The sequence below is a fragment of the Bradyrhizobium sp. CCGE-LA001 genome (genome assembly GCF_000296215.2).
GTDB lineage: Bacteria > Pseudomonadota > Alphaproteobacteria > Rhizobiales > Xanthobacteraceae > Bradyrhizobium.
The window spans coordinates 878,853-903,136 of record NZ_CP013949.1; the positions used below are offsets into that span (position 1 = coordinate 878,853).

Genomic DNA, 24,284 nt, shown 5'->3' on the forward strand with positions numbered 1-24,284 from the left:
TTCCGATGACTGCCATGATCGACGTCACTGATGCCCGAAAGACCTTCACGATGCACCTGCAGGGTGGCATCGAACTGCCCGTCGTCAGCGGCGTGACCTTTCACGTCAATCCGGGTGAATGCGTCGTGCTGTCGGGCCCTTCGGGCGCCGGCAAATCGTCGATCCTGAAGATGATCTTCGGCAATTACCGCTGTGATTCGGGGCGCATCGGCATCCGCCATCGCGGCGCGGTGATCGATCTCGCCAGCGCCGAGCCGCGCCAGGTGCTCAATGTCCGCCGCTCCACCATCGGCTATGTCAGCCAGTTCTTGCGCGCCGTGCCGCGGGTAGCCACGATCGACGTCGTGGCCGAGCCCTTGATCGTGAATGGCATGTCGCGGGCCGATGCGCAGGCCCGCGCCGGCAACCTGCTTCATCGTCTCAACATCCCCGAGCGCCTCTGGCAACTGCCGCCCGCGACCTTCTCCGGCGGCGAGCAGCAGCGCGTCAACATCGCGCGCGGCTTCATCTCGGACCTGCCGATCCTGCTGCTGGACGAGCCGACCGCTTCGCTCGACGCCGCCAACCGCGCCGTCGTGGTCGAGCTGGTCGCCGAAAAGAAACGCCAGGGTGTCGCCATGGTCGCCATTGTCCATGACGACGAAATCCGTCATCTGATTGCGGACCGCATCGTCGACGTCACCAGCTTCGCCGCCGCGGCCTGAGGAAAATGGACATGAACGCCAAGGACATTGTCATCGCAAATGCCAGGGTCGTGCTCGCCGACCGGGTGATCGAGCAGGGCTGGCTCGCGCTCGTCGGTGGCCGCATCGCCGAGATCGGCGAGGGTAGGGCGCCCGCCGGCGCCGAGGATGCCGGCGGCGATCTGGTCATGCCGGGCTTGATCGAGCTCCACACCGATCATCTCGAAGCGCACTATGTGCCGCGTCCGAAGGTGTTCTGGAATCCGGTCGCGGCCGTCATCTCCTATGACGGCCAGCTCGCCACATCGGGCATCACCACGGTGTTCGATTCGCTCCGGGTCTGGCGCGAGGACGGCGCCGAGGAGGTCGACGGCCGTTCCGGCGTGCTCGCCGCCGCGATCACGACCGCGCGCGATGCCAATTTGTTGCGCGCCGATCACTTCCTGCATCTGCGCTGCGAGATCCCGATGCCGAGCGTGGTCGAGGAAGCCAAGGAGCTGATCGACCGACCCGACGTCAAGCTGATGTCGCTGATGGATCACACCCCCGGCCAGCGCCAGTTCCGCGACGAGGTGAAGTTGCGCGACTATTACCGCGGCAAGGGCGGCGGCAAGACCGACGCCGAGCTCGACGAGCTGTTCGCCAAGCGCTTCGAGTATCAGAAGCAATATGCCGCAGCCAACATGCGCGAGATCGTGGCGCTGGCGCAGGCGTACAAGATCCCGCTTGCCAGCCACGACGACACCACCGAGGAGAACGTCGCGGACGCCGTGCGCGACGGCGTCGCGGTGGCGGAATTCCCGACCACGCTGGAAGCCGCGCGCGGCCTGCATCAGGCCGGCATCGACATCCTGATGGGCGCGCCCAACGTCGTGCGCGGCGGTTCGCACTCCGGCAACATCGCCGCGGTCGATCTCGCCCGCGAAGGCCTGCTCGACATCCTGTCGTCTGACTACATCCCGTCGAGCCTGCTGATGGGGGCGCTGCAGCTGCCCGAGCACGTGCCGGCGATCAGCCTTCCCGCCGCGATCCGCACCGTGACGAAGGCGCCCGCCGATGCCGTCGGCCTCACCGACCGCGGCGAGATCGCGATGGGCAAGCGCGCCGATCTGATCCGCGTGCATGTCGCCGGCAGCGTTCCCGTGGTCCGCAGCGTCTGGCGGGAAGGACACCGCGTCGCATGAGCGAGACCGCCGCCACGGCGCAGGATGCAGCAGGCGGGATCGGTTCCGGCCGGCTCGTGCTCGTGGTCGGCCCCAGCGGTGCCGGCAAGGACACGCTGCTGCGGTTGGCACGGGCGGCGTGCGTCGACGACCACGACATCGTCTTTCCGCGCCGGATCGTCACGCGCGAAGCCTCCGCCGACGAGGACAACGTCGCGGTGGCGCCCCAAGAATTCCGCCGCGCGCGGGAGCACGGCGATTTCGCCATGCATTGGGAAGCACACGGGCATTCCTACGCCTTGCCGGCCCAGATCAACGACGATATCCGCGCCGGACGCACGGTCGTGGTCAACGTTTCGCGCACCGTGCTTGGTGCCCTGCGCCAGGCCTATGCCAACGTCGTCGTAGTCGCGATCACGGCGCCGCCTGACGTGCTGGCGGCGCGGCTTGCCGCGCGGGGGCGCAACAGCGACGGCGACATTGCCGAGCGTCTCACCCGGAGCATCGACGACGCCTCGGCGCATGCCGATGTCACCATCCTCAATGCGGGCAGCGCGGAGTATCACGGCCGCCAGCTCCTGCGCGTGATCAGGAACGAAGGCTGGCAGGAATAGCCGGCGCAACCAGGAGAATGGAATGTCGGTGATCGAAACGGTCGAGCAGCTCGAAGCCATTTACGGTGCCACCAACGACGCCTCGACCGTGAAAGTCGCCGATCATGTCACGCCGCTCTACCGCCTCTTCATCGAGAAGGCGCCATTTGCTGCGCTTGCCACCATCGGTCCTGAAGGCATCGATTGCTCGCCGCGTGGCGATCTGCCCGGCTTCGTCTGCATCCACGATCCCAAGACATTGATGCTGCCGGACCGCCGCGGCAACAACCGCGTCGATTCCTTGCGCAACATCGTGCGCGATCCCAGGGTATCGCTGATGTTTCTGATTCCCGGCTCCGGCAACGCCGTCCGCGCCAATGGCCGCGCGCATCTGTCGATCGACTCCGATCTGCTGGCCTCGTTCAAGGTCGAAGGCAAGGCGCCGCGCAGCGTCATGGTGATGCGTGTGGACGAGATCTACTTTCAATGCGCCCGCGCCATCGTCCGCTCCGACCTCTGGAATCCCGACAAGCGCGTCGATCCGAAGACGCTGCCGACGCCGGGCCAGATCCTCGCCGAGATGAGTGACAACAAGGTCGGCGGCGCGGAGTATGATCGGATCTGGCCGGAGCGAGCCGCCGCGACGATGTGGTGAGTGTTAGCGCTCTCGATCTGCAACTGATCGGTCATGCCCGGGCTTGTCCCGGGCATCCACGTTCTTCGCACCACCTGAAAGGCGTGGATGGCCGGGACAAGCCCGGCCATGACGGTGTAACCTCTAATTAAACGCCATCCCGCCGCTCAGCGCGACGGTCTGCCCGGTCATGTAGGCATTGTCGACCAGCAACATCACGGCCTTCGCTACCTCGTCCGCCGTGCCGAAGCGGCCGAGCGGGATGCGGCTTACGAGCTGCGTCTGTCCGCTCATCATGTCGGTCTCGATCAGCGACGGCGCCACGGCGTTGACGGTGATGCCGTCCTTCACCAGCCGCGCCGCATAGCCTCGCGTGAGGCCCTCCAGCCCGGCCTTGGATGCGTTGTAGTGCGGGCCGATAGACCCCGCGCCGCGCGCGGCTCCGGAAGAAATGTTGACGATGCGACCCCATTTCCGCGCGCGCATCGAGGGCAGAACTTGTTGCGTGCACAGGAAGGCGGATTTCAGATTGACCAGGATGGTGCGGTCAAAATCGTCCTCGGTGAGATCCTCGACGCCGCGCGTGATGGCGATGCCGGCATTGTTGACGAGGATGTCGATGGGCCCGAGCCCGCCCGCCACGCGTTCGATCATGCCGGCCACGGCCTCGGCTTGTGAGACGTCGGCGGCGACGACGATGGCGCGGCCGCCATGCTGGACGATTTCGCCCGCAAGCTGCTCGGCCTGGCCGATCTGTTCGCGGCAGTTGATCGCCACCGCAGCGCCTGATGCCGCCAGCGCGCGACAGACGGCTGCGCCAATCCCGCGCGAGCCGCCGGTCACGAGCGCGGTGCGTCCCTTCAGATCATGCGTCATCGCTGGACCTCCCGGTTCTTCAGTTCTGTGGCCGCAGGAATCCTATCATGCCGGCTGCGGTCCGGGGTTGAACTCATCGCGAGATGAATCCGGCTGCCGGTGCTCGCCGCAGGAGAAGCGCTCCTGCGCCGTCAAAGCAAATATGGACAGCCATTTCATTGACCAATCGCGCCAACCGCTCGATATTCGCGGCATCGAAACTGCTCCTCGAGCCCCCAAGCCGCGATATGAGAATCGATCATCAGCGCAATCAGAACGACATGCAGGCCTGCATGGTGCGGCGCTGTTTCTCGGCGGCAACCGGCGCCTGTTGTTGTTGCTGACCGCCTCCTAGCAGCCTTTCAGCATCGCACAATCCAAGGAACGCCGAGACTTCGGCGAATGAGCAGCCATGTCCCACGCGCAATCAAATGCCTACATCATCGAGGTTCACGACCGAGCCGCTGGCATCATCACGAGAGAAGAGCGCGGTTTCCGCTTCTTCTCCTCCGAGCGCTTGTTCGACAGCCTCGAAGGCCGACAGTTCCGTTCGGCGCGCGAAGCTGAACGCGCCGCCCGTGCGGTGCTCGCGGAGCGGGGCCGGCGTCTGAGCTGATCAGCCCTTGCGGCGCGCTCTGGTGCGTGCCGCCTTCTTGGCGGCGGCGGAGCGGACTTTGGCGCCCTTGGTGTGGCTGGCTTTCCGCGCCGCGGCCGATCGCGATGCGGCGGTTCGCCGGCTTGCGGCGCTCTTGGCCTGCTTCGAGAGCGCGCCCCGTGACGCGGTCGAGCGCGGCTCCTTCTTCAGGACCTTCTCCACGGCGCGCGACACGCGCGGCCGCCGTTTGGGTGTGCGTTTGCCCTGGCCGACCTCATAGGCGTATTTGGCGCTGCGGCGTGTCGACTTTTTGGTTCGACCTTTGCCTGGCGGCGGCAGATCGACGCCGGCACGGCGCGCTTCGGAGAGGCCGATGGCAATGGCCTGTTTGGTCGAGCGCGCGCCGTGTTTGCCTTTCCTGATCTTGTCGATCTGGTCCTTGACGAATTCGCCGGCCTGCGTGCTCGCCGATTTGCCGGCGCGCTTGTCCTGTTTGGCTTTGCGGATGATCTCTTGTCTTGGCATGGGTCGAGTTCCCCTTCTTCGAGTTGAGAGGGATATCTGACCGCAACGCGCAAGGCACAGGATCGATCCGCTCAGTTCCTCAGCGCTGCCAGTAACTCATCCGGACGCTCGGCCATGATCATGTGGCCGGCGCCTGATACCACGACGGTCTTGGCATGCGGGATTGCAGCCGCGAGGGCCTTGCCCGCCTTGGCGGGCGTCATCATGTCCCGTTCGCCAAGAATGAGCGTCGTCGGGACCTTTACGCTCGCGGCGGCTTGCAGCGCATTCGCATAGGCGTTGCAGGCGGACAGATCCCTAAAGAGCACGCCCGGCTCGCAAGCCTTCAGCACGGCCTGGGCGCCGCCATGCATCCACAGACCCGGCGCGAGGCTGCCGCCGAGCTCGGCGTTGAAGCCGAGGCCCCAGATCGAGACCATGTCGTTGGCATCCTGCGAGTTGGCCTCGGCCGCCTTCAAAAGATCGGGGCCGACCGTCATCGTGGCAGCAGTGCCGATCAAGCTCAGCGCCGAAACCTTGTCGGGATGGCGGGCCGCCGTCTCCAGCGAGATCAGCGATCCCATGGAGTGGCCAATCAGGTGCGCCTTTGCAGCTCCTGCCGCATCGAGCAGCGCCGCCGTCCAATCGGCCATCTCGGCGATATCAGAGAGCGAGGGTCCTGCCGAGCGGCCATGGCCGGGCAGATCAGGCGCCAGCACGCCGAAGCCGTGATGGGCGAACCAGCGCGTGTGCAGCGCCCAGGTCGAATGATCGAAGCCGGCGCCGTGGATGAAGACGACCGTGGGCAGCGACTTGTCGAAGTCGCGGCCGCCGGTTGCGGCGAACACCTCGGTGCCGTTGACGGAGAGCTTCATGGCTTAAACCTTCTGCGAGATGCGGAGCGCCTGGGCGAGATCGTCAATGATGTCGCTGGCCGTCTCGATGCCGACCGAGAGCCGCACCAACTCCTCGCCGATGCCGGCGGCCTTGAGCTGCTCGGCATCCATCTGCTGATGCGTGGTCGAGGCGGGGTGGATCACCAGGGTCTTGGCGTCGCCGACATTTGCGAGATGGCTGATCATGCGCAGCTGCTCGATGAATTTGCGCCCCGCGGGCCGCCCGCCCTTGATGCCGAACGAGACGATCGAGCCCGCGCCGCGCGGCAGCAATTGCTTGGCGAGCTGATAGTCGGTGTGATCCTCCAGCGAGGGATGCAACACCCAGTCGACGGCCTTGTTGGCTTTCAACGCCTCCAGCACGAGGTGCGTGTTCTGCATGTGCCGGTCCATGCGCACGCCGAGCGTCTCGACCCCTTGCAGGAGCTGGAACGCGTTGGTCGGCGACAGGCAGGCGCCGAAATCGCGCAAGCCTTCGGTGCGCGCCCGCATGATGAAGGCGGCGCTGCCGAACTGCTCGTCGAAGACGATGCCGTGATAGCCGCCATAGGGCTCGGTCAGCACGCCGAACTTGCCGGACCCGCGCCAGTCGAAACGGCCGCCATCGACGATGGCGCCGCCGATCGCGATGCCGTGGCCGCCGATCCACTTGGTCGCCGAATGCATGACGATGTCGGCCCCGAGCTCGATCGGGCGGCTGAGATAGGGCGTGGCGAAGGTGTTGTCGATCAGCAGCGGAATCCTCGCCTCATGCGCGATCGCCGCGACCTTGGGAATGTCGAGCACTTCCAGCCCGGGATTGCCGATGGTCTCGCCAATCACGAGCTTGGTATTCGGCTTGAGCGCGCTGCGGAACGCGTCGAGGTCGCGCGGCTTGACGAAGGTCGTGGTGATGCCGAAGCGCGGCAGCGTGTGCGCCAAGAGGTTGATGGTGCCGCCATAGAGCGAGCTCGACGCCACGATGTGGTCGCCGGCATTGAGCAGCGTCGCGATGGCCAGATGCAGCGCGGCCATGCCGCTGGCGGTGCAGATCGCGCCGACGCCGCCTTCCAGCGCCGCAAGCCGCTCCTCCAGCACACCCGTGGTCGGATTGGAGATGCGCGTATAGATGTGGCCAGCGCGCTCCAAATTGAACAGCGCCGCGGCGTGATCGGAATCCTGGAACACGTAGGAGGTGGTCTGGTAAATCGGCACCGCGCGGGCGCCGGTTGCGGGATCCGGATGCTGGCCCGCATGCAGGCTCAGGGTCTCGAAGGCAGGCGGTTTCGGCGCGGGCATGCGTGGCCTCGTTGGCGGTCGGCGATGGTGGTTCTTGTGCCACAGATGGCATGCGGCGTCAGCCCATTGACAGCGCCGCCTTAACCCCCGATCGCCTGCTCGATGATCCGCGCCTCGCGCAGCAATATCTCGGCGACCTCCTGCTCGCGGCGGGGACCGAGCCTCGTGCGAACGGCAGAGACCGTCATCGCCGCCGCCGGCTGGCCGTCCGCCGTCTTGATCCAGGTCGAGATCGATTTCGTGCCCTGCACGAGGCCGATCTCCCGCTTGCCGTAGCCCAGCCGTCTTGCGGCCGTCACCTCGCCCATCACCGTCGCCACATCGGTCCGGTAGGCCTCGAACCTCTTCTCGTTCGCCGCGACGATCTTGCGCGCGTCCTGTGCCGGCATCGCGGCGAGGATCGCAACACCCGCGCTGGAGACGCCGAGCGGCCGGCGCGCGCCGACCTCGATCGACAGCACCTGGATCGGATAGACCCCGATCCTGCGGTCGACGCACAGCGTGTCGTTGCCGGTGCGCACCGTCAGGAACAGCGTGTCGCCGATCTCGGAGGAGGCGCGCCGCAGCGATGGATTGGCGGCAACCAACAGCCGCGACGGCCGCGGACGCGCGAGCGCCAGCTCCGGCACCTGGTTGCCGATCGCATAGCGGCCGGTCCGCTCGTGCCGCTCGACGATGCCTTCCTCGATCAGCACGTGGACGATGCGATGCACGGTCGGGCGGGTGAGGCCGGTGGCCCGGACCACTTCGGCCAGGGGAACGCCGTCCTCGCGCCCTGCGGCCAAAATGCGCAGCACGGCGAGCGCGCGGCGGATCGCCTGCGCGCCCTCGCGCGGTTCTGTTGCATTGCGAGCGAGTGCCGTTCTGTCCATAATATGGACAAGAACGCCACAATTCTCTCGACAGAACAAGCACGCATTTGAAGATTGCGCCGAGGTCGGATTGCCCCGCACGACGTCAGGGCACCGAAGGAATTTGGAAGCGCTGCTGGGAGGTTAACATGAGATTAATCTGGATTGGCATTGCCGCCGTGGCGGCGATGCTGGCGGGGCCCGCCTCTGGCCAGGAATGGCCGGCGCGCAACGTCAAGCTGATCGTGCCCTATCCGGCCGGCGGCAATGTCGACAGCGCGGCGCGCATCATCGCCGACAAGCTCCAGGAAAAGCTCGGCCAGCCCTTCGTCATCGAGAACAAGGCCGGCGCTGGCGGCATGATCGCGGGCGAGGCCTTCGCGAAATCCGCGCCCGACGGCTACACGCTGTTCGTCGGCGCCAACGGCCCGGTGCTGTTCGCGACCGAGATCAACAAGCGCGAAGCCTATAATTGGAAGAAGGATTTCCTGCCGATCTCGACGATCTCGATGACGCCGCTGGTGCTCGAGGTGCATCCCTCGGTACAGGCGACGAGCTTCAAGGAATTCATCGACCTCGCCAAGCGCGAGCCCGGAAAGCTGACCATGGCCTCGCCCGGTCCCGGCACCACCAACCATCTGCTCAGCGAGCTGATGCAGTCGAATCTCGGACTGCAATGGGTCACCGCGCATTACCGCGGCAACGCGCCGGCGATCAACGATCTGCTCGGCGGCCAGGTGCAGTTCGCATTCGACCAGCTCACGGTCAGCCTCCAGCACATCAAGGCCGGCCTGTTCCGTCCGCTGGCGGTCACCAGCCCGCATCGCCTGAAATCACTGCCCGACGTGCCGACCTTCGCCGAGCTCGGCTACAAGGATTTCGACGGCCAGACTTTCACCGGCCTGTTCGCGCCCGCGGGTACGCCGGCACCAATTGTCGACAAGCTGCACACGACGCTGGTCGCGATCCTCAAGGACCCGGCCATTGCTGACAAGTTCGAGAAGCTCGGCGGCGAAGCGACCGTGATGACGCCCGACGAGTTCAAGGCCTATCTCGCGCGTGAGGACGCCAAGTGGATTCCGGTCGTGCGCAAGGCCAACATCAGGGCTGATTGATCGATGCGGATCGATCCCACCGAGCTCGGCGCGGAGCGCATCTACCGGCTGATGACCGGCATCGTGGTGCCGCGCCCGATCGCGTGGGTCACCAGCCTGTCGCGCAGCGGCGTGCTCAACCTCGCGCCGTTCAGCGCCTTCACCTTCGTCTCGCAGAAGCCGCCGATGCTGGCCATCAGCGTCGGCCGCAAGGGCGCCGACTACAAGGACACCGCGCACAACATCCTCGATACCGAGGAATATGTAATCCACATCGCCGATACGCCGCTGATGAATGCGGTGCACGACTCATCGGTCGAGCACCCCCCTGCAATCAGCGAGGTCGAGCATCTCGGTCTGGAAACGCTACCTTCCGAGCGCATCAAGGTGCCCAGGCTCGCCGCAGCACCGGTCGCGATGGAATGCCGCTTCCGCCAGTGCCTCGAATTCGGCGATGCCAAGAGCCGGCTCATCGTCGGCGAGGTCGTGATGTTCCATCTGCGCGACGGTCTCGTGAATGACGGCAAGGTCGAGACGAAAGCGCTCGACCCGATCGCGCGCATCGGCGGCCCGCGCTACGCCCGGCTCGGCGAGATCGTGACACTCAACACCGTGTTCCAGACGCCGAAATCGAAAGACTGAGTGCGCGGGCCGGTCATCCCGCCCAGCCGCCTCGAGATCATCGGAGGAAATGACTATGCGACTGCTGAGCTATCTCCTGGACGGAGCGCCGCGCTACGGCGCGGCCGTCGACGGCGGCGTGGTCGATCTGACCAGGCGCATCGGCCGCGACTATTCCGACGTGAAGGCATTGATTGCGGCCAACGCGCTCGCTGATGCGCAGGAAGCGGTGGCCGGGCAAAAGCCCGATTACGCGCTGGACAAGCTCGTCCTGCTGCCGCCGGTGCTGGCGCCGGAAAAGCTCTGGTGCATCGGCGTCAACTACGCCGAGCGCAATGCGGAGTATAAGGACAATTCGGACCTGCCCAAATATCCCAGCCTGTTCGTGCGCAGCATGTCATCGATGACCGGCTCCGGCCAGCCGCTGGAGAAGCCCAAGGTCTCGGAGCAGCTCGACTATGAAGGCGAGCTCGTCATCGTGATCGGGCAGGGCGGCCGCCACATCCCGCGTGAGCAGGCGTGGTCGCACATCTTTGGCATGACGCTGTGCAACGAGGGCACGATCCGCGACTGGCTGCGCCACGGCAAGTTCAATGTCACGCAGGGCAAGAATTTCGACCGCTCCGGCAGCATCGGCCCGTGGATCGTCACGTCGGACGAGCTCGATCCGCGCGGTCCGCACGACATCGTCACGCGCGTCAACGGCGAGGTGCGGCAGCAGGACACCACCGAGCGGCTGATGTTCCCGTTCGATTTCCTCATCTCTTATCTCTCGACCTTCGCGACGCTGAAGCCCGGCGACATGATCGTGACGGGCACGCCGACCGGGGCGGGCGCTCGCTTCGACCCGCCGCGCTGGCTCAGGGCGGGTGACGTCGTCGATGTCGAATCCAGCCGCATCGGCGTGCTGCGCAACACCGTGGCCGCGGAGCATTAGACCATGCTGGATACCGCCACGATCGAACGCCTCGCCGCGCGCCTCGATGAAGCCGAGCGCACGAAATCGCTGATCCCGATGTTCACGAAGGAATATCCCGATTTCAGCATCGAGGATGCCTACGCCATCCAGCGCGCCTGGACCAAGCTCCAGCTCGGCCGCGGCCGCGTCATCAAGGGCCACAAGATCGGCCTGACCTCGAAGGCGATGCAGAACGCAGTCGGCATCAACGAGCCCGATTACGGCGTGTTGTTCGCCGACATGTTCTACGCCGACGCCACGCCAATCCCGTTCGACCGTTTCCATGCGCCGCGCATCGAGGTCGAGCTCGCCTTCGTGCTGAAGGCGCCGCTGCGCGGGCCCGACTGCACCATCTTCGACGTGCTCAATGCCACCGACTACGTCACCCCCGCTCTGGAGATCCTGGAGACGCGCATGCATCGCGTCGATCCCGAGACCGGCAGGACCCGCAAGGTGATGGACACGATCTCGGACAACGCGGCCAATGCCGCGCTGGTGCTCGGCGGCCGTCCCTTCCGTCCCTTGGATGCGGATTTGCGCTGGATCGGCGCGCTCTTGTTCCGCAACGGCGAAGTCGAGGAAACCGGGCTTGCCGCGGGCGTGCTCAATCATCCCGCCAACGGCATCGCCTGGCTCGCCAATCGCCTGGCGCCGCACGACGAGCATCTCGCCGCCGGCGAGTTGGTGCTGGCGGGGTCGTTCACGCGTCCGGTCGACATCCGCCGCGGCGACACCTTCCATGCCGATTACGGCGCGTTCGGCTCGGTGTCGTGCCGGTTCGTCTGAAGCAACAACAAGCAGGGAGCGCACCATGACGAGTCAATCGCGGCGCAGAAGCATTCACATCGGCGGCTTCAAGCACGTCAATCCGATTCCGAACGCCTGCCGCATCGGCAATCTCGTGATGTCAGGCGTCATCCTCGGCCGCGATCCCGCGACCAATGCGATGCCCGAAAGCCTCGACGCGCAATGCGCCAACATGTTCGCGCATATGAAGGCGACGGTGGAAGCCGCCGGCGGCACCACGGATGACATCATCAAGATGACGGTGTGGCTGAAGGACCGCACGCAGCGCGGGCCGGTCAATGTCGAGTGGCTCAAGATGTTTCCGGACGAGCATTCGCGCCCAGCGCGCCACGCGCTGCCGATGGACAAGATGGACGGCGGCGCGCTGGTGCAGTGCGACTTCACCGCCGTGATCGACTGAAGGAGCGCCTGCATGCCGACCTATCTGCCGTTCGATCCCAATCCGCGACGCCCGGTCAAGGCTCCGCCGCCGAAGACCATCGACAGTCAGTTTCACGTGCTGGGCCCGATCGAGAAGTATCCGGAACGTCCGGGTGCGGCCTATCGGATGCCGACCGCGACCTGGGAAGCGGCGCTGCGCATGCACAAGCAGCTCGGCATCGAGCGCGGCATCATCGTGCAGACCACCACTTACGGCGCCGACCATGCCGTCGTGCTCGACGGGCTCAAAGCGATGGGCCCGAACTATCGCGGCTGCGCCAACGCGCTGGTGTTCGCCGAGGCGAACGATGCCTATCTCGCCAAGCTGCATGACGCCGGCGTCCGCGGCGCGCGCTTCAGCTTTCGCCAGGAGCTCGGCGCGGTGCTGTCGGATGCCGACTTCGCCCGCGCCATCGCCCGCATCCGCGAGCTCGGTTGGTACGCAAAGATCCAGCCGGAGAAGGACGGCATCATGTCCAGCGTCGCCAAATACGAGAATCTCGACGTGCCCGTGTTGATCGACCACATGGCGCGGCCAGATCCGGAAGCCGGCAAGAACGATCCGAATTTGCGCAAGATGCTGGAGCTGCTCGAGAAGGGCAATTTCTGGGTCATGCTGTCGCTCGGCGAGAAGACCTCGAAGGCCGGTCCGCCCTATGACGACGTCATCCCGATCGCGCGCGCCTATATCGAGGCTGCCCCCGACCGCTGCGTCTGGGCCAGCGACTGGCCGCACCCGGTCTCGGTGAAGCAGCCGCCGAACGATGCCGACCTGCTCGAGCTGATGTACCGCTACGCGCCCGACCAGGCCGAGCTGGAGAAGATACTGGTGCACAATCCAGCCAGGCTGTTCGGGTTTACGGATTAGACAGCCCCGCCGTCATTGCGAGGAGCGAAGCGACGAAGCAATCCAGACTGTTTCTGCGGAGGCAGGCTGGATTGCTTCGCTTCGCTCGCAATGACGAGCACGATCCCGCTCACACCACCGGCTGCTTCGCCAATCTCTCCCGCACCTCCGCCGCGATCTCGAACGAGCGCAGCCGCGCGGAATGGTCGTAGATCTGCCCCGTCGTCATCAGCTCGTCCGCGCCGGTCTCGAGGATCAGCGTCTTCAGCCTCTCTTCCACCAAGGCCGGCGAGCCCACCGCCGAGCACGATAGCGACTGCGCAACGCCGGCCTTCTCGGCCGTCGACCACAGCGCGTCCATGTCGTCGACCGGGGGCGGCAGCGGGCCGGGCGTGCCGCGGCGCAAATTGATGAACTGCTGCTGCAGCGATGAGAACATCCGCCGCGCCTCCTCGTCGCTCTCGGCCGCGAACACGTTGACGCCGATCATCGCATAGGGCTTGTCGAGCTGCGCCGATGGCTCGAAGCGGGCGCGATATTCGCGCAGCGCCGGCATCATCATCTGAGGCGCGAAATGCGAGGCGAAGGCGAAGGGCAGCCCGAGCATCGCCGCAAGCTGTGCGCCAAAGGTGCTCGATCCCAGGATCCACAGCGGCACCTTGGTGCCCATCCCAGGCACGGCGCGGATCGCCTGGTTCGGCTGCACATCGCCGAGCAGCGCCTGCAACTCCAGCAGGTCATGCGGAAAATTCTCTGACGTGGTGGCGAGGTCGCGCCGCAGCGCCCGCGCCGTGAACTGGTCGGTGCCCGGCGCGCGGCCGAGCCCGAGATCGATCCGCCCGGGATAGAGCGATTCCAGCGTGCCGAACTGCTCGGCGATGACCAGCGGTGAATGGTTCGGCAGCATGATTCCGCCGGAGCCGACCCGGATCGTCCTGGTCCCGCCCGCGACATGCCCGATCACCACGGATGTCGCCGCGCTCGCGATGCCCGTCATGTTGTGATGCTCGGCCAGCCAGAACCGCTTGTAGCCCCATTTCTCCGCATGCTGGGCGAGATCGAGCGAATTGCGAAACGCCTGCGACGCGTCGCCGCCCTGGCGGATCGGCGCGAGGTCGAGCACGGAAAAGGGGATCATGTGGGAAACCTGACGTGAGGGGATCTGCGCGGCGAGCCGCGTAAGGACACATGTAGTGTCAGGAAGACACTCTCGCTTGAAGGTTCGGACAGCCCCCGTCCCCGTTCACAACACTGTTATTGCGGCCTCTGGCGCCTTTCGCCGCAACTGGGCGTTTTGCGCCTGTTGTTGTAGCGTGCGGAGGCAGCCGCAGGGGTGCCAGGAGGAACCGACATGACCACGGTATTCAATCGCCGAAGCCTGCTCGTCGCCGGCGGCTCCGTCCTCGCAACCGGGGTCTTGGCATACGCCGTTCCCGGCCTCCTGTTGCCGGCCCGTGCGGCAGGCCTTGCGCCGACCGAAACGATGTCGGGCGGGGCGAACAATTACCGCAAGGGCGCGGCGATCGTGGACCGCATCGGCAAGGGCGGCTTCTGGATGAGCGGCACCGTCCGCCGCGCCGGCGACGGCGCGCCGCTCTCCGGCCAGCGCATCCAGATCTGGGCGCACACGGTGGAAGGGCAGGAGCACGAGCCGCAGAGCCACGGCGCCACGCTCACCGACAAGGACGGCAAGTTCCGGCTCGAGATGCCGCAGATCATTCCCATCTTCGGCCAGCCGCACGGCCACCTCGCCTATGACAGCGGCGAGTTCAAGACAGTCTTTCTCCGGCCGATCATGCGTAGCGCAAAGGAAACCAGCCTCGAGGCGCACTTCGTGCTGCAGCCGGCCTGATCGGGCCAGCGAATGACGGAGTGGAGATCGGTGCGGGCGATCCTGATCTGGGTCGCCCTTGCCCTGGCCATCGGCGTGCCGGTCGCGCTGGCCGCGACCAGCGAGCAACTCGCATGGCGCGGCCCGGTCTACATCCTCGCCGGCTTCGCCGGGATCATCGCCCTCGGTCTCGTGCTGGTGCAGCCGCTGCTGATCGGCGGATACCTGCCGGGCCTGTCGCCCTATCGCGGGCGGCGTGCCCATCATTGGATCGGCGGCACGCTGGTGCTGGCTGTGGTGATCCACGTCGCCGGCCTCTGGATCACCAGCCCGCCCGACATGATCGACGCCCTGACCTATGCGTCGCCGACGCCCTTCTCGCCCTTCGGCGTCACCGCGATGTGGGCCATCTTCATCGTCGCGCTTCTGGCGCTCTTGCGCCGGCGATTGGGCCTGCGCCTGCGAACCTGGCGCATCATCCATATCCCGCTCGCCATCGTCATCGTCGCGGGCAGCGTGGTCCATTGCCTCTTGATCGAGGGGACGATGGAGACGATCTCGAAGGCGGCGCTGTGCGTGCTGGTGGTTATGGCGGCCGCAAAGGTGATGGTTGACCTTTGGCGGAGGCGGACGCTGCGCGGTGAGAGTGTCGCACGGCAGTAGGCCAACGCGGGCCAGGGTCCGCCAGACACTTTCCCGATCGCAACCTTTGTGCGCAGAATGCGCCCGCCAAGGATCGTCATCCGGCCGGGGAGGCTCTCGACATGGCAGAGCAGACAATTCGTTTCGACGACGGTGCCGCCTACGAGCAGATGATGGGAATTTGGAGCCGCTTCGCCGGCGAAATATTCCTCGACTGGCTGGCACCACCCGCGGGCTTGCGGTGGATCGACATCGGTTGCGGCAACGGGGCCTTCACTGACCTGTTGGTCGCGCGATGCAGCCCCGCCGAAGTCCAGGGCATCGATCCCTCGGCAGAGCAACTCGCTTTTGCACGGACTCGGCCTGGAGCGCGCGTGGCAAAGTTTCGCCAGGGCGATGCCATGGCACTCCCTTTCGCCGATGGCAGCTTCGATGCGGCTGTGATGGCGCTGGTTCTCGTGTTCGTTCCCGATCCCGCCAAGGGTGTCAGCGAAATGGTGCGAGTCGTTGCTCCCGGCGGCGTCGTCGCGACGTATATGTGGGACATGTTGGGTGGCGGCTTTCCGCTTGATCCGATCTACGATCAGATAAGCGCCATGGGTCTTGTGGCGACCCGTCCGCCGCGGATGGACGCGTCTCGAATGCAAGCGTTGCAAGACCTGTGGATCGGAGCAGGTCTGGAGGAGGTGCAAACGCGAGAGATCACCGTGCACCGGACTTTCGCAGATTTCGATGATTTCTGGACCACAGGTCTGAAGTCACCGGCGCTTCGGCCTACCATCGCCGCGATGAAGCCCGGCGACGTCGATGTGCTCATCTCGCGCGTCCGTGCGAACCTGCCGGCGGAGGCCGACGGCCGCATCACCTGCAGTGCGCGCGCACACGCGATCAAGGGGCGCACGCCCGGATAGCTCCGCAGCGCGGAGGATGGTCATGGCTGTCAGCGCTCCCGACCTGAAAACGTTCCTGCTCGCGACGCCGTTCTTCGGTGGTCTTCCGGAGCCAAGCCTCGACCTCCTGATCTCGATGCTGGCCGAGCGCCGCTTCGACGCAGGCAGCGCCGTCGTCGCGGAGGGCGAGCCAGGACGCTCGATGTTCATCGTCAAATCCGGCCGGCTGGCGGTGAGCAAGCGGACGAGATCGGGCAGCATCATCCCGATCTCCATTCTGCAGCCCGGCGACTTCTTCGGCGAGATGACGCTGATCGAAATGCAAAGCCGCTCCGCCACGGTGGTCGCAGAGGTGCCGACGGTGCTGTTTGAGCTGACCGCGAAGAATCTCTACGCCTGCTACAAGGCCGACATCCGCGCCTATGTGATCGTCCTGCAGAACATCAACCGCGAGCTCTGCCGACGGCTGCGCCGGGCGGATGAGCGGTTTACCGCGCGTCAGGTGCGTGAAGACAATGACGATGCGTAGATGCGCAGGATGGGTAGAGCGCTTGCGAAACCCATCGTTTTTGGCCGCGCTGTAAGGACGTGATGGGTTTCGCTGTGCTTTACCCATCCTACGAGCTGCGCGCTACGGCGCATAAGTTGCTCGCACCCATCCTGCGCGCCGGCGCCTCGATGCGGCTACAGCAACGCCATCGAATGCAGCGAGTTCCGATGGAAGCCGAAGGCAACAATGCCGGAAAGAAGCAACGCGGTCCCAATCACGATCAGGCAAAACGCAAGCACTATCGGAGCCCCCTGGTTCGTCATGAATGACAAAGACGATAATGGATAAAATTTTACCGACAATCGAAAGGAAGGATTAACCTTACCTGCGCCGGCGTGACCCGTCGGGCAAAACACCTGGGGCACCGTCAAGTCCCTGCCGCATAAATATTCCACTTTACCGAAATTCGGTTTTGGCGTATGTGTCACCCATCCCGGCTTACCAAGAGGGGCGATCTCGAGGTCGTCTTGATCGCGAGCCGGGCTTGCGGTGGACGCGGCAGCGTCGGCACGAGATGGGGCGGGCAGGGCGGGTAGTCCCTGTGAGCCCGACACCCGCGTGCGGACGAGCGGCGCTGTTCAGTTCGTCGCGCCGACATTTCAATGGCGATGTGCACAATGCCGTCGAACCCTGTGGCGCCGACGAATGCGCGTACGGCAAAACCGTGTGGTCCTGGCCGTCGTTGCTACGGTCAAGCCTTTCGCGGAGATGCGAGCGAGCCCAACCGGGCAGACTGCATCAATTCGCGGGGCGAGGGAGGCCAGAAGGAACTCGGCTCCCGGGAGAGCACGGCATAAGCCGTCCGACCATCGCGCAGGGAAGGCCGAGTGATCGGCACCACCTGTATGCTGCTGTGCGGTTCTTCCTGCGTGTGCATTTCGCGCAGCGGACCGCGGGTGCCTGTCGGCACCCGGCCTTCCCTGCGCCCTCTTCAAGGAAGAGGGTCAAGGAAACGGGCAAAACTCGGGCGCTTCCAGCCGCGAGAACGCTGGGTCATGTGTGGATGCAGGAATGCCCGAACGTCCGCGTCTCGCCGGTGCCGCCTGTGCATCTCGACCGATTTTTCCCCGCGGCCATCCTTCGAGACGCCCGCCGTTGGCGGGCCCTCAGGATGAGGACCTAGTGCGTGCTGTCCGTTCAACGCATCGATGCTGCTGAGCCTCATCCTGAGGAGACCGCGAAGCGGTCGTCTCGAAGGACGAGGCCCGCGCTCAGCCCTACAAGATGTCCTATGCAATGGGCCTGTCTCAGCGACGCGCTGCAATTGCCGTCAGCTCCAGCTTGACGCCCGGGCCGAGGTCCGCAACACCCAGCGCGGCGCGCGCCGGCAGATGGTCCGCGGTGAAATAGCGCTTCCACACCTGGTTGAGCGCGGCCTTGTCGGCGAGATCAGTCACGAAGATCGTCACCTGGAGAACGCAGGAAAGATCGGAGCCGGCCCGTTCGAGCAGCGTCTTCAACTGGCGAAGCACATCGTCTGCCTGGCCCGCCATGTCGAGCGCGGTATCCTCAGGAACGATGCCGCCGAGATACAGCACGCCGTTGTGCTCGACGATCTCGTGGAGCAGTCCTTCATAGGGCAGGGAACGTTTGATCACGATGGCATCCATGCGGTGTTGCGCACGCTTCAATGGGGAAAGCTGGTGCTGCCGGACAGGATTGAACTGTCGACCTCTCCCTTACCAAGGGAGTGCTCTACCACTGAGCTACGGCAGCAAATGCTGGCACAGAATCGGGCCGCGACCGGGCCCGCCAAGCGGGGCGATGGATGCCACAAGGCCCCCTCATGTGCAAGCTTGGCGGCCCCGTCAAAACGAGAAAATCGGCGCAGTTGCCGGCCGGAATCGGCCCGTTTGCCCCGAAATGACCGATTTTGGACGATTTTGGTCCCGCTGATGTCCCAGCCAACTGGCCAGTTGGCCGTGCCGGCGGATTCGGCCCATTTTGAAGTTCGCGCGATCGGTTCGCGCTCGCCTCTTGAGCTGTCGTATTCCTTGGGCATGCTAGCAGCCCTCTTGATGAGCTCAGAGATGACCGACGAGACCGATAAAGCAGCGCGCGGCCGGGACGGGCGGCAGGACCGGCTGAAATCGGCCCTGCGCGAAAACCTGAAGCGGCGGAAGGTGCAGGCGCGTGAACGCGCCGCAATCGCCGACCCCTCGCAGGACGACCATGGTTCCCTCGATGAGGGGGCCGCCGACAAGACCGGGAATTGAAGTCCGGCAAGTGAAGACCGGCCGTTGCAGGCCGACTCGAATTATTTTGGAGTGCATGACAGTGGCCATGGGGCAGGACAAACAGCAACGAACCGACCGCGACGCGCAGATGGCGCGGTTCACCCGCCCCGAGCAGACCTTTCCGGCGCTGACGCCCGCCGAGATCGAGCGCATCAGGCATTTCGGCGAGGTCCGCGGCTACCAAGACGGCGAGTTCCTATTCGAGACCGGGAAGCCCGGCCCCGGCATGTTCGTCGTGCTGAAAGGCCATGTCGCCATCACCCAGCGCGACGGGCTCGGCCACGTCACGCCGGTGATCGACCAGGGACCGGGACAATTTTTAGCCGAGCTCAGCCAGCTCTCGGGTCAGCCGGCGCTGGTCGACGGCCGCGCCGAGGGCGATGTCGAGACGCTGCTGCTGCCGCCGGACCGACTGCGCGCGCTGCTGGTGGCCGAGGCCGAGCTCGGCGAGCGCATCATGCGCGCGCTGATCCTGCGCCGGGTCAATCTGATCCAGGGCGGCGTCGGCGGCCCGGTGCTGATCGGCCCGTCGCATTCGACCGGCGTCGTGCGCCTGCAAGGCTTTCTCACCCGCAACGGCCAGCCGCATCATCTGCTCGATCCCGAGCATGACACCGACGCCGCCGAGTTGATCGCGCGCTATTCGCCGAAGCCCGAAGACTGGCCGCTGGTCGTCGCCGCTGACGGCACGGTGCTGCGCAATCCCAACGAGACCGCGCTTGCGCGCGCCATCGGCATGATCGGCGGGGCCAAGGGCGACCGCATTTACGACGTTGCGGTCGTCGGCTGCGGTCCGGCCGGACTCGCCACCGCCGTGTATGCGGCGTCCGAAGGGCTGTCCGTCGCCGTGCTCGACATCCGCGCCTTCGGCGGCCAGGCCGGCGCCAGTGCGCGAATCGAGAACTATCTGGGCTTTCCGACCGGCATTTCCGGTCAGGCCCTGACTGCACGCGCCTTCACCCAGGCGCAGAAGTTCGGCGCCGACATCATGATCCCCGTCACGGTGAAGTCGCTCGACTGCACGCGCAAGGACGGCGCATTTTCGGTGGCGCTCGACGGCTGCGATCCCTTGCGCTCGCGCGCGGTGGTGGTCGCGAGCGGCGCGCGTTATCGCCGGCCTGAGATCGAGAACCTCGACAAGTTCGAGGGACGCGGCGTCTGGTACTGGGCCTCGCCGGTCGAGGCGCGGCTCTGCGCCGGCGAGGAGGTGGCTCTGGTCGGTGCCGGCAATTCGGCCGGGCAGGCGGCCGTGTTCCTCTCGGGCCATGCCAAAAAAGTGCTGATGATCATCCGCGGCGGCGGCTTGGGCGCCAGCATGTCGCGCTATCTCATCGAGCGCATCGAAGCGACGCCGAACATCGAATTGATGTTCAACACCGAGATCACGGCGCTCGAAGGCGACGAGGCTTCGCTCTTGCGGCGCATTCGCTGGAAGAGCCGGCTGTCGTCGGACGAGGACGCCGCCGACATCCGCAACCTCTTCCTGTTCGTCGGCGCCGATCCCGCCACCGCCTGGCTCGACGGCTGCGGCGTCACGCTCGATCGCGGCGGCTTCGTCGTGACGGGCGCGCAGTCCGAGCAGAACCAGGGGCGGCTCGTGGCGCCGCTGGAGACCTCCGTGCCCGGCGTCTACGCCGTCGGCGACGTCCGCTCCGGCTCCGTCAAGCGCGTCGGCGGCGCCATCGGCGAAGGGGCGCAGGTCGTGGCGTCCCTGCACGGCTATCTCGGCGACGCCGCGAAACCGGCGCTTTAGAGCACGATCCGGCAAAGTGTGAAGCGGTTTGCCGGCAAGATCGTGCTCAATATAAGTCAAGGACAAGACAAGCGAATGGCAAGCGGAATCCGGCTTGCCATCGCGCCGCATCCTGCGGACTATCGCCTCGTCGCGAGGCCGATTGCGCTTCGAAGAACAATATTCACAACGGGAGGACCAAATGGCTGAAGTCGTCGTGCTCTACAAGACGCCCAAAGATGCTGCCGCCTTCGACAAGTATTATGCCGAGACCCACATTCCCCTCGCCAAGAAACTTCCCGGCCTGAAGAAATATGCCGTGAGCAAGGGACCGGTCGCGTCTCCCGCTGGGCCATCCGGAATCCATCTCGTCGCTGTCCTCACCTTCGACAGCGTCGCCGACATCCAGGCGGCATTCGGCAGCCCGGAAGGCAAGGCGACCGGCGCCGACGTGCCGAAATTCGCCAGCGGCGGTGCCGATCTGCTGATCTTCGACACCAAGGAAGTTTGAAGCAAAGATTCAACTTTCGTCGAAAGCCTGAACACTCGTAGCCCGGATGGAGCGAAGCGTAATCCGGGACAGTACGATCCAGGCGCGAGAACCCGGATTTCGCTGCGCTCCATCCGGGCTACAATCTGCTGTCGATCCATGACAGCACTGCAAAAAATCCGGGCAGTCGTTGTCAATTTGCACGACGGCGCATGGCTTGCTTCGCATATGCGGCGATAGCGCATGTGGCATTCCGATGAGGACCGTAATACTACTCTCATCATCTCAATGCTGAGAGTAGGAGAGATGCCATGATGCTTGGATTGAGCCTGCAAGCCCTAACGCTGATCCATGTCATCATCAGCCTGATCGCCATCGCTGCTGGCCTCGTGGTGATGTTCGGCCTGCTCGGCTCGAAGCCGATGCCGGCCCTCACCGCGACCTTCCTGCTGTTCACCATTCTCACCAGCGCCACCGGCTTCCTGTTTCCGTTCAAGGAGCTGTTGCCATCGCACGTCATCGGCATCATCTCCCTGGTGCTGCTCGTCATCGCCTGCTTCGCGCTCTACAGCATGAAGCTCAAAGGTGTCTGGCGTCCGGTCTACATCGTGACCGCGATGATCTCGCTCTATTTCAACGTCTTCGTGCTGGTGATCCAGTCGTTCCTGAAGGTGCCGGCGCTCGCCGCGCTCGCGCCCGCCGTGCCGCCGGCGCCGCCGTCGGGTCCGGTCTTCGCCGTGGTGCAGGGCATCGTGCTGGTGTTCTTCGTCGTGCTCACCATCGGTGCCTGGCGCCGCTACAAGCCGATGGCGTTCGCCTGATCACCAATCTCTCGTCATTCCGGGCATCGCGCAGCGATGAGCCCGGAATCTCGATCAGAAATCTCCAGATTCCGGGTTCGCGGAGGTGCGCGCCCCGGAATGACCTTTCCATTCAAAGGAGCCCCACAATGCCCACCATCACCACCAAAGACGGCGTCGAGATCTTCTACAAGGATTGGGGCTCGGGCCAGCCGATCGTGTTCAGCCATGGCTGGCCGCTGTCGTCGGACGATTGGGACGCGCAGATGCTGTATTTCGTCGCGCGCGGCTATCGCGTCATCGCACATGACCGCCGCGGCCATGGCCGCTCGGCGCAGGTCGCCGATGGTCACGACATGGACCATTATGCCGACGACCTCGCCGCGCTCACCGCGCATCTCGATCTCAAGAATGCCATTCACGTCGGCCACTCCACCGGCGGCGGCGAGGTCGTGCACTACATCGCGCGCCACGGCGACAGCCGGGTGGCGAAGGCCGCGATCCTCTCGGCGGTGCCGCCGCTGATGGTGCAGACCGCGGCCAATCCCGGCGGCCTGCCGAAGAGCGTGTTCGACGATCTCCAGAAGCAGCTCGCCGCCAGCCGCACGCAATTTTACCGCGACCTCCCGGCCGGCCCGTTCTACGGCTACAACCGTCCCGGCGCAAAACCGTCGGAAGCCGTGATCCAGAACTGGTGGCGCCAGGGCATGATGGGCGGCGCCAAGGCGCACTACGACGGTATCGTCGCGTTCTCGCAGACCGACTTCACCGAGGATCTGAAGAAGATCAACGTGCCCGTGCTGGTGATGCACGGCGACGACGACCAGATCGTTCCTTACGCCGATTCCGCGCCGCTGTCGGCCAAGCTGCTGAAGAACGGCACGCTGAAGACCTACAAGGGCTTCCCGCACGGCATGCCGACCACGCATGCCGAGACGATCAACGCGGACCTGCTGGCTTTTTTCAAGGCGTAAAGCTTCGAGAAGACGGGGCTCGCGGTTTGAGCTGCGAGCCCGATGGGACCGTTCCGATGAAAGTCATCGTCTTCGGCGCGACGGGTATGGTCGGGCAGGGCGTCTTGCGCGAATGCCTGGTTGATCGCGGCATCGACCGCGTGCTCGTGGTCGGACGCAGCCCAACCGGCGTGCGCAACGCCAAGCTCGCCGAGATCATCCACGACGATTTCACGGACTATTCGGCGATCGAGGCGCAGCTCACGGGCTTCGATGCCTGCTTTTTTTGCCTCGGCGTGTCCTCGATCGGCATGAGCGAGCAGCGCTACCGTCACCTGACCTATGATCTCACGCTTGCCGCTGCGACGGCGCTGGCCAAGCTCAATCCGCAGATGACATTCGTCTATGTCACCGGTGCCGGCACCGATTCCACCGAGCAGGGATCGCGGATGTGGGCGCGGATCAAGGGCAAGACCGAGAACGATCTGTTCAAGCTGCCGTTCAAGGCCGCCTACATGTTCCGTCCCGGCGCCATCCAGCCCCTGCACGGCGCCCGGTCCAAGACGGCCTGGGTGCAGGCCGTTTACACCGCAACCTGGCCACTCTGGTCGGTGCTGCGCCGGATCTCGCCGTCGCTCGTCACCTCGACCGAGCAGATCGGCCGCGCCATGATCCGCGTCGCCCGGGAGGGACATAAGCGGAAAGTGCTGGAGATGGAGGATATCAATAGCCTCTAGGTCGCTGCCTCGTTAGCTTGTCGCGGAAATTTCGGCGCCCGCGCGCGTTGAGTCCCCCCCATCCTGAAGGAGGAGCGCCGGCGATGTCTCCCCAGCTCAAACTGATTGCACTGGACGCCGACGATCTCGCGGTCATCTCGACCCATGTCCAGGACGCCCGTGTCCAGGCCTCCGACATCATCTGGCGGCAGAGCGAGAAGCGGCTCGTGGTCGGCATGAGCCGGCTGGACTGGGAGCAGACGCTGGAGGGCGAGACCGAGCCGCGCCGGCTGGTCGCCGCGCTCCGCTTCGACCGCGTGCTCGCCTGCAAGTCGCGCAATATCGACCTCGCCGCGCCGGACAAGGTTTTGGACCTCATCGGAATCGAATTTCACCCCCGGGACGGCCGCAACGAGGAGCCTGGCGGCAGTGCCCTGCTCTTGTTCGCCCAGGGCGGCGCCATCCGCCTCGACGTCGAATGCCTGGAATGCGAGCTGACCGACCTCGGGGCGGACGCGCTGGGAACGGGCGCGGGGGTCGAGGGGGAGGGGTGAGGTGGTCCCCAGCGCCCGGGCGACACCAGTGGAAGGGTTGACGGCGGGGGGCCGCCGCGCCATTGAGCAGGGGTCGGGTGAGCCCGCCCG

At 65.3% G+C, this 24,284-nt stretch carries 31 protein-coding genes and 1 tRNA gene; 24 read left to right on the top strand and 8 right to left on the bottom strand.

What is annotated here, in order from left to right; all coding sequences use genetic code 11:
• The first annotated feature begins 5 nt into the window (after window positions 1-5).
• From phnL to BCCGELA001_RS04200, 4 genes are read left to right on the top strand one after another with little or no spacing between them, the layout of a single operon-like run.
• Window positions 6-704: a phosphonate C-P lyase system protein PhnL gene (gene phnL, locus BCCGELA001_RS04185; RefSeq protein ID WP_060734695.1), complete on the top strand. Its 699-nt coding sequence runs from the start codon at window positions 6-8 to the stop codon at window positions 702-704.
• 5 nt (window positions 705-709) lie between these two features.
• Complete coding sequence (locus BCCGELA001_RS04190; RefSeq protein WP_144441131.1) at window positions 710-1,867, top strand: alpha-D-ribose 1-methylphosphonate 5-triphosphate diphosphatase; 1,158 nt, start codon at window positions 710-712, stop codon at window positions 1,865-1,867.
• The gene (gene phnN / locus BCCGELA001_RS04195; RefSeq protein ID WP_060734697.1) at window positions 1,864-2,460 is read left to right on the top strand and encodes a phosphonate metabolism protein/1,5-bisphosphokinase (PRPP-forming) PhnN; all 597 of its coding nucleotides are present in this window, start codon (window positions 1,864-1,866) and stop codon (window positions 2,458-2,460) included. Before BCCGELA001_RS04190 ends, phnN begins: the two co-directional genes overlap by 4 nt.
• Window positions 2,461-2,482: 22 nt before the next feature.
• Window positions 2,483-3,094 carry a pyridoxamine 5'-phosphate oxidase family protein gene (locus BCCGELA001_RS04200; protein WP_008542939.1) on the top strand — a complete coding sequence of 204 codons (612 nt, stop codon included), beginning with the start codon at window positions 2,483-2,485 and terminating at the stop codon, window positions 3,092-3,094.
• A 123-nt stretch (window positions 3,095-3,217) separates the two neighbouring features.
• Here the strand turns inward: BCCGELA001_RS04200 and BCCGELA001_RS04205 are convergent, their stop codons facing one another.
• Window positions 3,218-3,949, bottom strand: coding sequence for an SDR family NAD(P)-dependent oxidoreductase (locus BCCGELA001_RS04205; protein WP_060734698.1), 732 nt, complete (start codon window positions 3,947-3,949; stop codon window positions 3,218-3,220).
• 142 nt (window positions 3,950-4,091) lie between these two features.
• Here BCCGELA001_RS04205 and BCCGELA001_RS37810 point away from each other — a divergent pair, with 142 nt between their 5' ends.
• Together BCCGELA001_RS37810 and BCCGELA001_RS04210 are read left to right on the top strand one after the other, a co-directional pair.
• The gene (locus tag BCCGELA001_RS37810; protein WP_158511598.1) at window positions 4,092-4,283 is read left to right on the top strand and encodes a hypothetical protein; all 192 of its coding nucleotides are present in this window, start codon (window positions 4,092-4,094) and stop codon (window positions 4,281-4,283) included.
• Between the two features lie 57 nt (window positions 4,284-4,340).
• Window positions 4,341-4,544, top strand: a complete 204-nt coding sequence (locus BCCGELA001_RS04210) for a hypothetical protein (protein WP_008542950.1) — start codon at window positions 4,341-4,343, stop codon at window positions 4,542-4,544.
• Here BCCGELA001_RS04210 and BCCGELA001_RS04215 read toward each other — a convergent pair whose 3' ends face one another.
• From BCCGELA001_RS04215 to BCCGELA001_RS04230, 4 genes are all read right to left on the bottom strand, one after another.
• Window positions 4,545-5,048: a DUF6496 domain-containing protein gene (locus BCCGELA001_RS04215; RefSeq protein WP_008542952.1), complete on the bottom strand. Its 504-nt coding sequence runs from the start codon at window positions 5,046-5,048 to the stop codon at window positions 4,545-4,547.
• 71 nt (window positions 5,049-5,119) lie between these two features.
• Window positions 5,120-5,902, bottom strand: coding sequence for an alpha/beta fold hydrolase (locus BCCGELA001_RS04220; RefSeq protein ID WP_008542953.1), 783 nt, complete (start codon window positions 5,900-5,902; stop codon window positions 5,120-5,122).
• A gap of 3 nt (window positions 5,903-5,905) precedes the next feature.
• A complete protein-coding gene (locus BCCGELA001_RS04225) occupies window positions 5,906-7,201 on the bottom strand; it encodes an O-acetylhomoserine aminocarboxypropyltransferase (RefSeq protein ID WP_060734699.1) in 1,296 nt (431 codons plus the stop codon).
• Window positions 7,202-7,281: 80 nt separating this feature from the next.
• Entirely contained in the window at window positions 7,282-8,073 is a 792-nt protein-coding gene (locus tag BCCGELA001_RS04230) for an IclR family transcriptional regulator (protein ID WP_060734700.1), read from the bottom strand.
• Window positions 8,074-8,201: 128 nt separating this feature from the next.
• Between BCCGELA001_RS04230 and BCCGELA001_RS04235 the strand changes: the two genes are divergently transcribed.
• The 6 genes from BCCGELA001_RS04235 to BCCGELA001_RS04260 are packed head-to-tail and all read left to right on the top strand — an operon-like array spanning window position 8,202 to window position 12,820.
• Window positions 8,202-9,167, top strand: coding sequence for a Bug family tripartite tricarboxylate transporter substrate binding protein (locus tag BCCGELA001_RS04235; protein ID WP_060734701.1), 966 nt, complete (start codon window positions 8,202-8,204; stop codon window positions 9,165-9,167).
• A gap of 3 nt (window positions 9,168-9,170) precedes the next feature.
• The gene (locus BCCGELA001_RS04240; RefSeq protein ID WP_008542966.1) at window positions 9,171-9,788 is read left to right on the top strand and encodes a flavin reductase family protein; all 618 of its coding nucleotides are present in this window, start codon (window positions 9,171-9,173) and stop codon (window positions 9,786-9,788) included.
• Window positions 9,789-9,843: 55 nt separating this feature from the next.
• Window positions 9,844-10,704, top strand: coding sequence for a fumarylacetoacetate hydrolase family protein (locus tag BCCGELA001_RS04245; RefSeq protein WP_008542967.1), 861 nt, complete (start codon window positions 9,844-9,846; stop codon window positions 10,702-10,704).
• A 3-nt stretch (window positions 10,705-10,707) separates the two neighbouring features.
• Window positions 10,708-11,511, top strand: a complete 804-nt coding sequence (gene hpaH / locus BCCGELA001_RS04250) for a 2-oxo-hept-4-ene-1,7-dioate hydratase (RefSeq protein ID WP_008542969.1) — start codon at window positions 10,708-10,710, stop codon at window positions 11,509-11,511.
• Window positions 11,512-11,536: 25 nt separating this feature from the next.
• On the top strand, window positions 11,537-11,932 hold the full coding sequence (locus BCCGELA001_RS04255) for a RidA family protein (RefSeq protein WP_008542971.1): 396 nt from the start codon (window positions 11,537-11,539) through the stop codon (window positions 11,930-11,932).
• 12 nt (window positions 11,933-11,944) lie between these two features.
• On the top strand, window positions 11,945-12,820 hold the full coding sequence (locus tag BCCGELA001_RS04260; RefSeq protein WP_008542973.1) for an amidohydrolase family protein: 876 nt from the start codon (window positions 11,945-11,947) through the stop codon (window positions 12,818-12,820).
• A gap of 109 nt (window positions 12,821-12,929) precedes the next feature.
• Here BCCGELA001_RS04260 and BCCGELA001_RS04265 read toward each other — a convergent pair whose 3' ends face one another.
• On the bottom strand, window positions 12,930-13,937 hold the full coding sequence (locus tag BCCGELA001_RS04265) for an LLM class flavin-dependent oxidoreductase (protein WP_060734702.1): 1,008 nt from the start codon (window positions 13,935-13,937) through the stop codon (window positions 12,930-12,932).
• 213 nt (window positions 13,938-14,150) lie between these two features.
• Here BCCGELA001_RS04265 and BCCGELA001_RS04270 point away from each other — a divergent pair, with 213 nt between their 5' ends.
• From BCCGELA001_RS04270 to BCCGELA001_RS36745, 5 genes are all read left to right on the top strand, one after another.
• Complete coding sequence (locus BCCGELA001_RS04270) at window positions 14,151-14,651, top strand: hypothetical protein (protein ID WP_008542977.1); 501 nt, start codon at window positions 14,151-14,153, stop codon at window positions 14,649-14,651.
• Between the two features lie 12 nt (window positions 14,652-14,663).
• Window positions 14,664-15,293: a ferric reductase-like transmembrane domain-containing protein gene (locus tag BCCGELA001_RS04275; protein WP_008542978.1), complete on the top strand. Its 630-nt coding sequence runs from the start codon at window positions 14,664-14,666 to the stop codon at window positions 15,291-15,293.
• A gap of 101 nt (window positions 15,294-15,394) precedes the next feature.
• A complete protein-coding gene (locus BCCGELA001_RS04280) occupies window positions 15,395-16,183 on the top strand; it encodes a class I SAM-dependent methyltransferase (protein ID WP_008542979.1) in 789 nt (262 codons plus the stop codon).
• A 22-nt stretch (window positions 16,184-16,205) separates the two neighbouring features.
• Complete coding sequence (locus BCCGELA001_RS04285) at window positions 16,206-16,691, top strand: cyclic nucleotide-binding domain-containing protein (RefSeq protein ID WP_060734703.1); 486 nt, start codon at window positions 16,206-16,208, stop codon at window positions 16,689-16,691.
• 62 nt (window positions 16,692-16,753) lie between these two features.
• Entirely contained in the window at window positions 16,754-16,981 is a 228-nt protein-coding gene (locus BCCGELA001_RS36745; protein ID WP_144441132.1) for a hypothetical protein, read from the top strand.
• 978 nt (window positions 16,982-17,959) lie between these two features.
• Here the strand turns inward: BCCGELA001_RS36745 and BCCGELA001_RS04290 are convergent.
• Together BCCGELA001_RS04290 and BCCGELA001_RS04295 are read right to left on the bottom strand one after the other, a co-directional pair.
• Entirely contained in the window at window positions 17,960-18,310 is a 351-nt protein-coding gene (locus BCCGELA001_RS04290) for a RidA family protein (protein ID WP_144441133.1), read from the bottom strand.
• A gap of 43 nt (window positions 18,311-18,353) precedes the next feature.
• Window positions 18,354-18,428: transfer RNA gene (locus BCCGELA001_RS04295), tRNA-Thr, on the bottom strand.
• A 314-nt stretch (window positions 18,429-18,742) separates the two neighbouring features.
• On the opposite strand from BCCGELA001_RS04295, the gene BCCGELA001_RS04300 reads away from it, so the two are divergent.
• From BCCGELA001_RS04300 to BCCGELA001_RS04330, 7 genes are all read left to right on the top strand, one after another.
• Window positions 18,743-18,928 carry a hypothetical protein gene (locus BCCGELA001_RS04300; protein WP_060737478.1) on the top strand — a complete coding sequence of 62 codons (186 nt, stop codon included), beginning with the start codon at window positions 18,743-18,745 and terminating at the stop codon, window positions 18,926-18,928.
• Window positions 18,929-18,995: 67 nt separating this feature from the next.
• Window positions 18,996-20,702 carry an FAD-dependent oxidoreductase gene (locus BCCGELA001_RS04305; protein ID WP_008542989.1) on the top strand — a complete coding sequence of 569 codons (1,707 nt, stop codon included), beginning with the start codon at window positions 18,996-18,998 and terminating at the stop codon, window positions 20,700-20,702.
• Window positions 20,703-20,883: 181 nt separating this feature from the next.
• The gene (locus tag BCCGELA001_RS04310) at window positions 20,884-21,192 is read left to right on the top strand and encodes an EthD family reductase (protein WP_008542992.1); all 309 of its coding nucleotides are present in this window, start codon (window positions 20,884-20,886) and stop codon (window positions 21,190-21,192) included.
• Window positions 21,193-21,482: 290 nt separating this feature from the next.
• Complete coding sequence (locus BCCGELA001_RS04315; protein WP_008542993.1) at window positions 21,483-21,992, top strand: hypothetical protein; 510 nt, start codon at window positions 21,483-21,485, stop codon at window positions 21,990-21,992.
• Window positions 21,993-22,120: 128 nt separating this feature from the next.
• On the top strand, window positions 22,121-22,945 hold the full coding sequence (locus tag BCCGELA001_RS04320; RefSeq protein WP_060734704.1) for an alpha/beta fold hydrolase: 825 nt from the start codon (window positions 22,121-22,123) through the stop codon (window positions 22,943-22,945).
• Between the two features lie 56 nt (window positions 22,946-23,001).
• Window positions 23,002-23,661 (top strand): NAD(P)H-binding protein, encoded by a 660-nt coding sequence (locus BCCGELA001_RS04325; protein WP_060734705.1) that lies wholly within the window; start codon window positions 23,002-23,004, stop codon window positions 23,659-23,661.
• 83 nt (window positions 23,662-23,744) lie between these two features.
• Window positions 23,745-24,194, top strand: coding sequence for a DUF2948 family protein (locus tag BCCGELA001_RS04330; protein WP_008543004.1), 450 nt, complete (start codon window positions 23,745-23,747; stop codon window positions 24,192-24,194).
• Window positions 24,195-24,284: the final 90 nt, after the last annotated feature.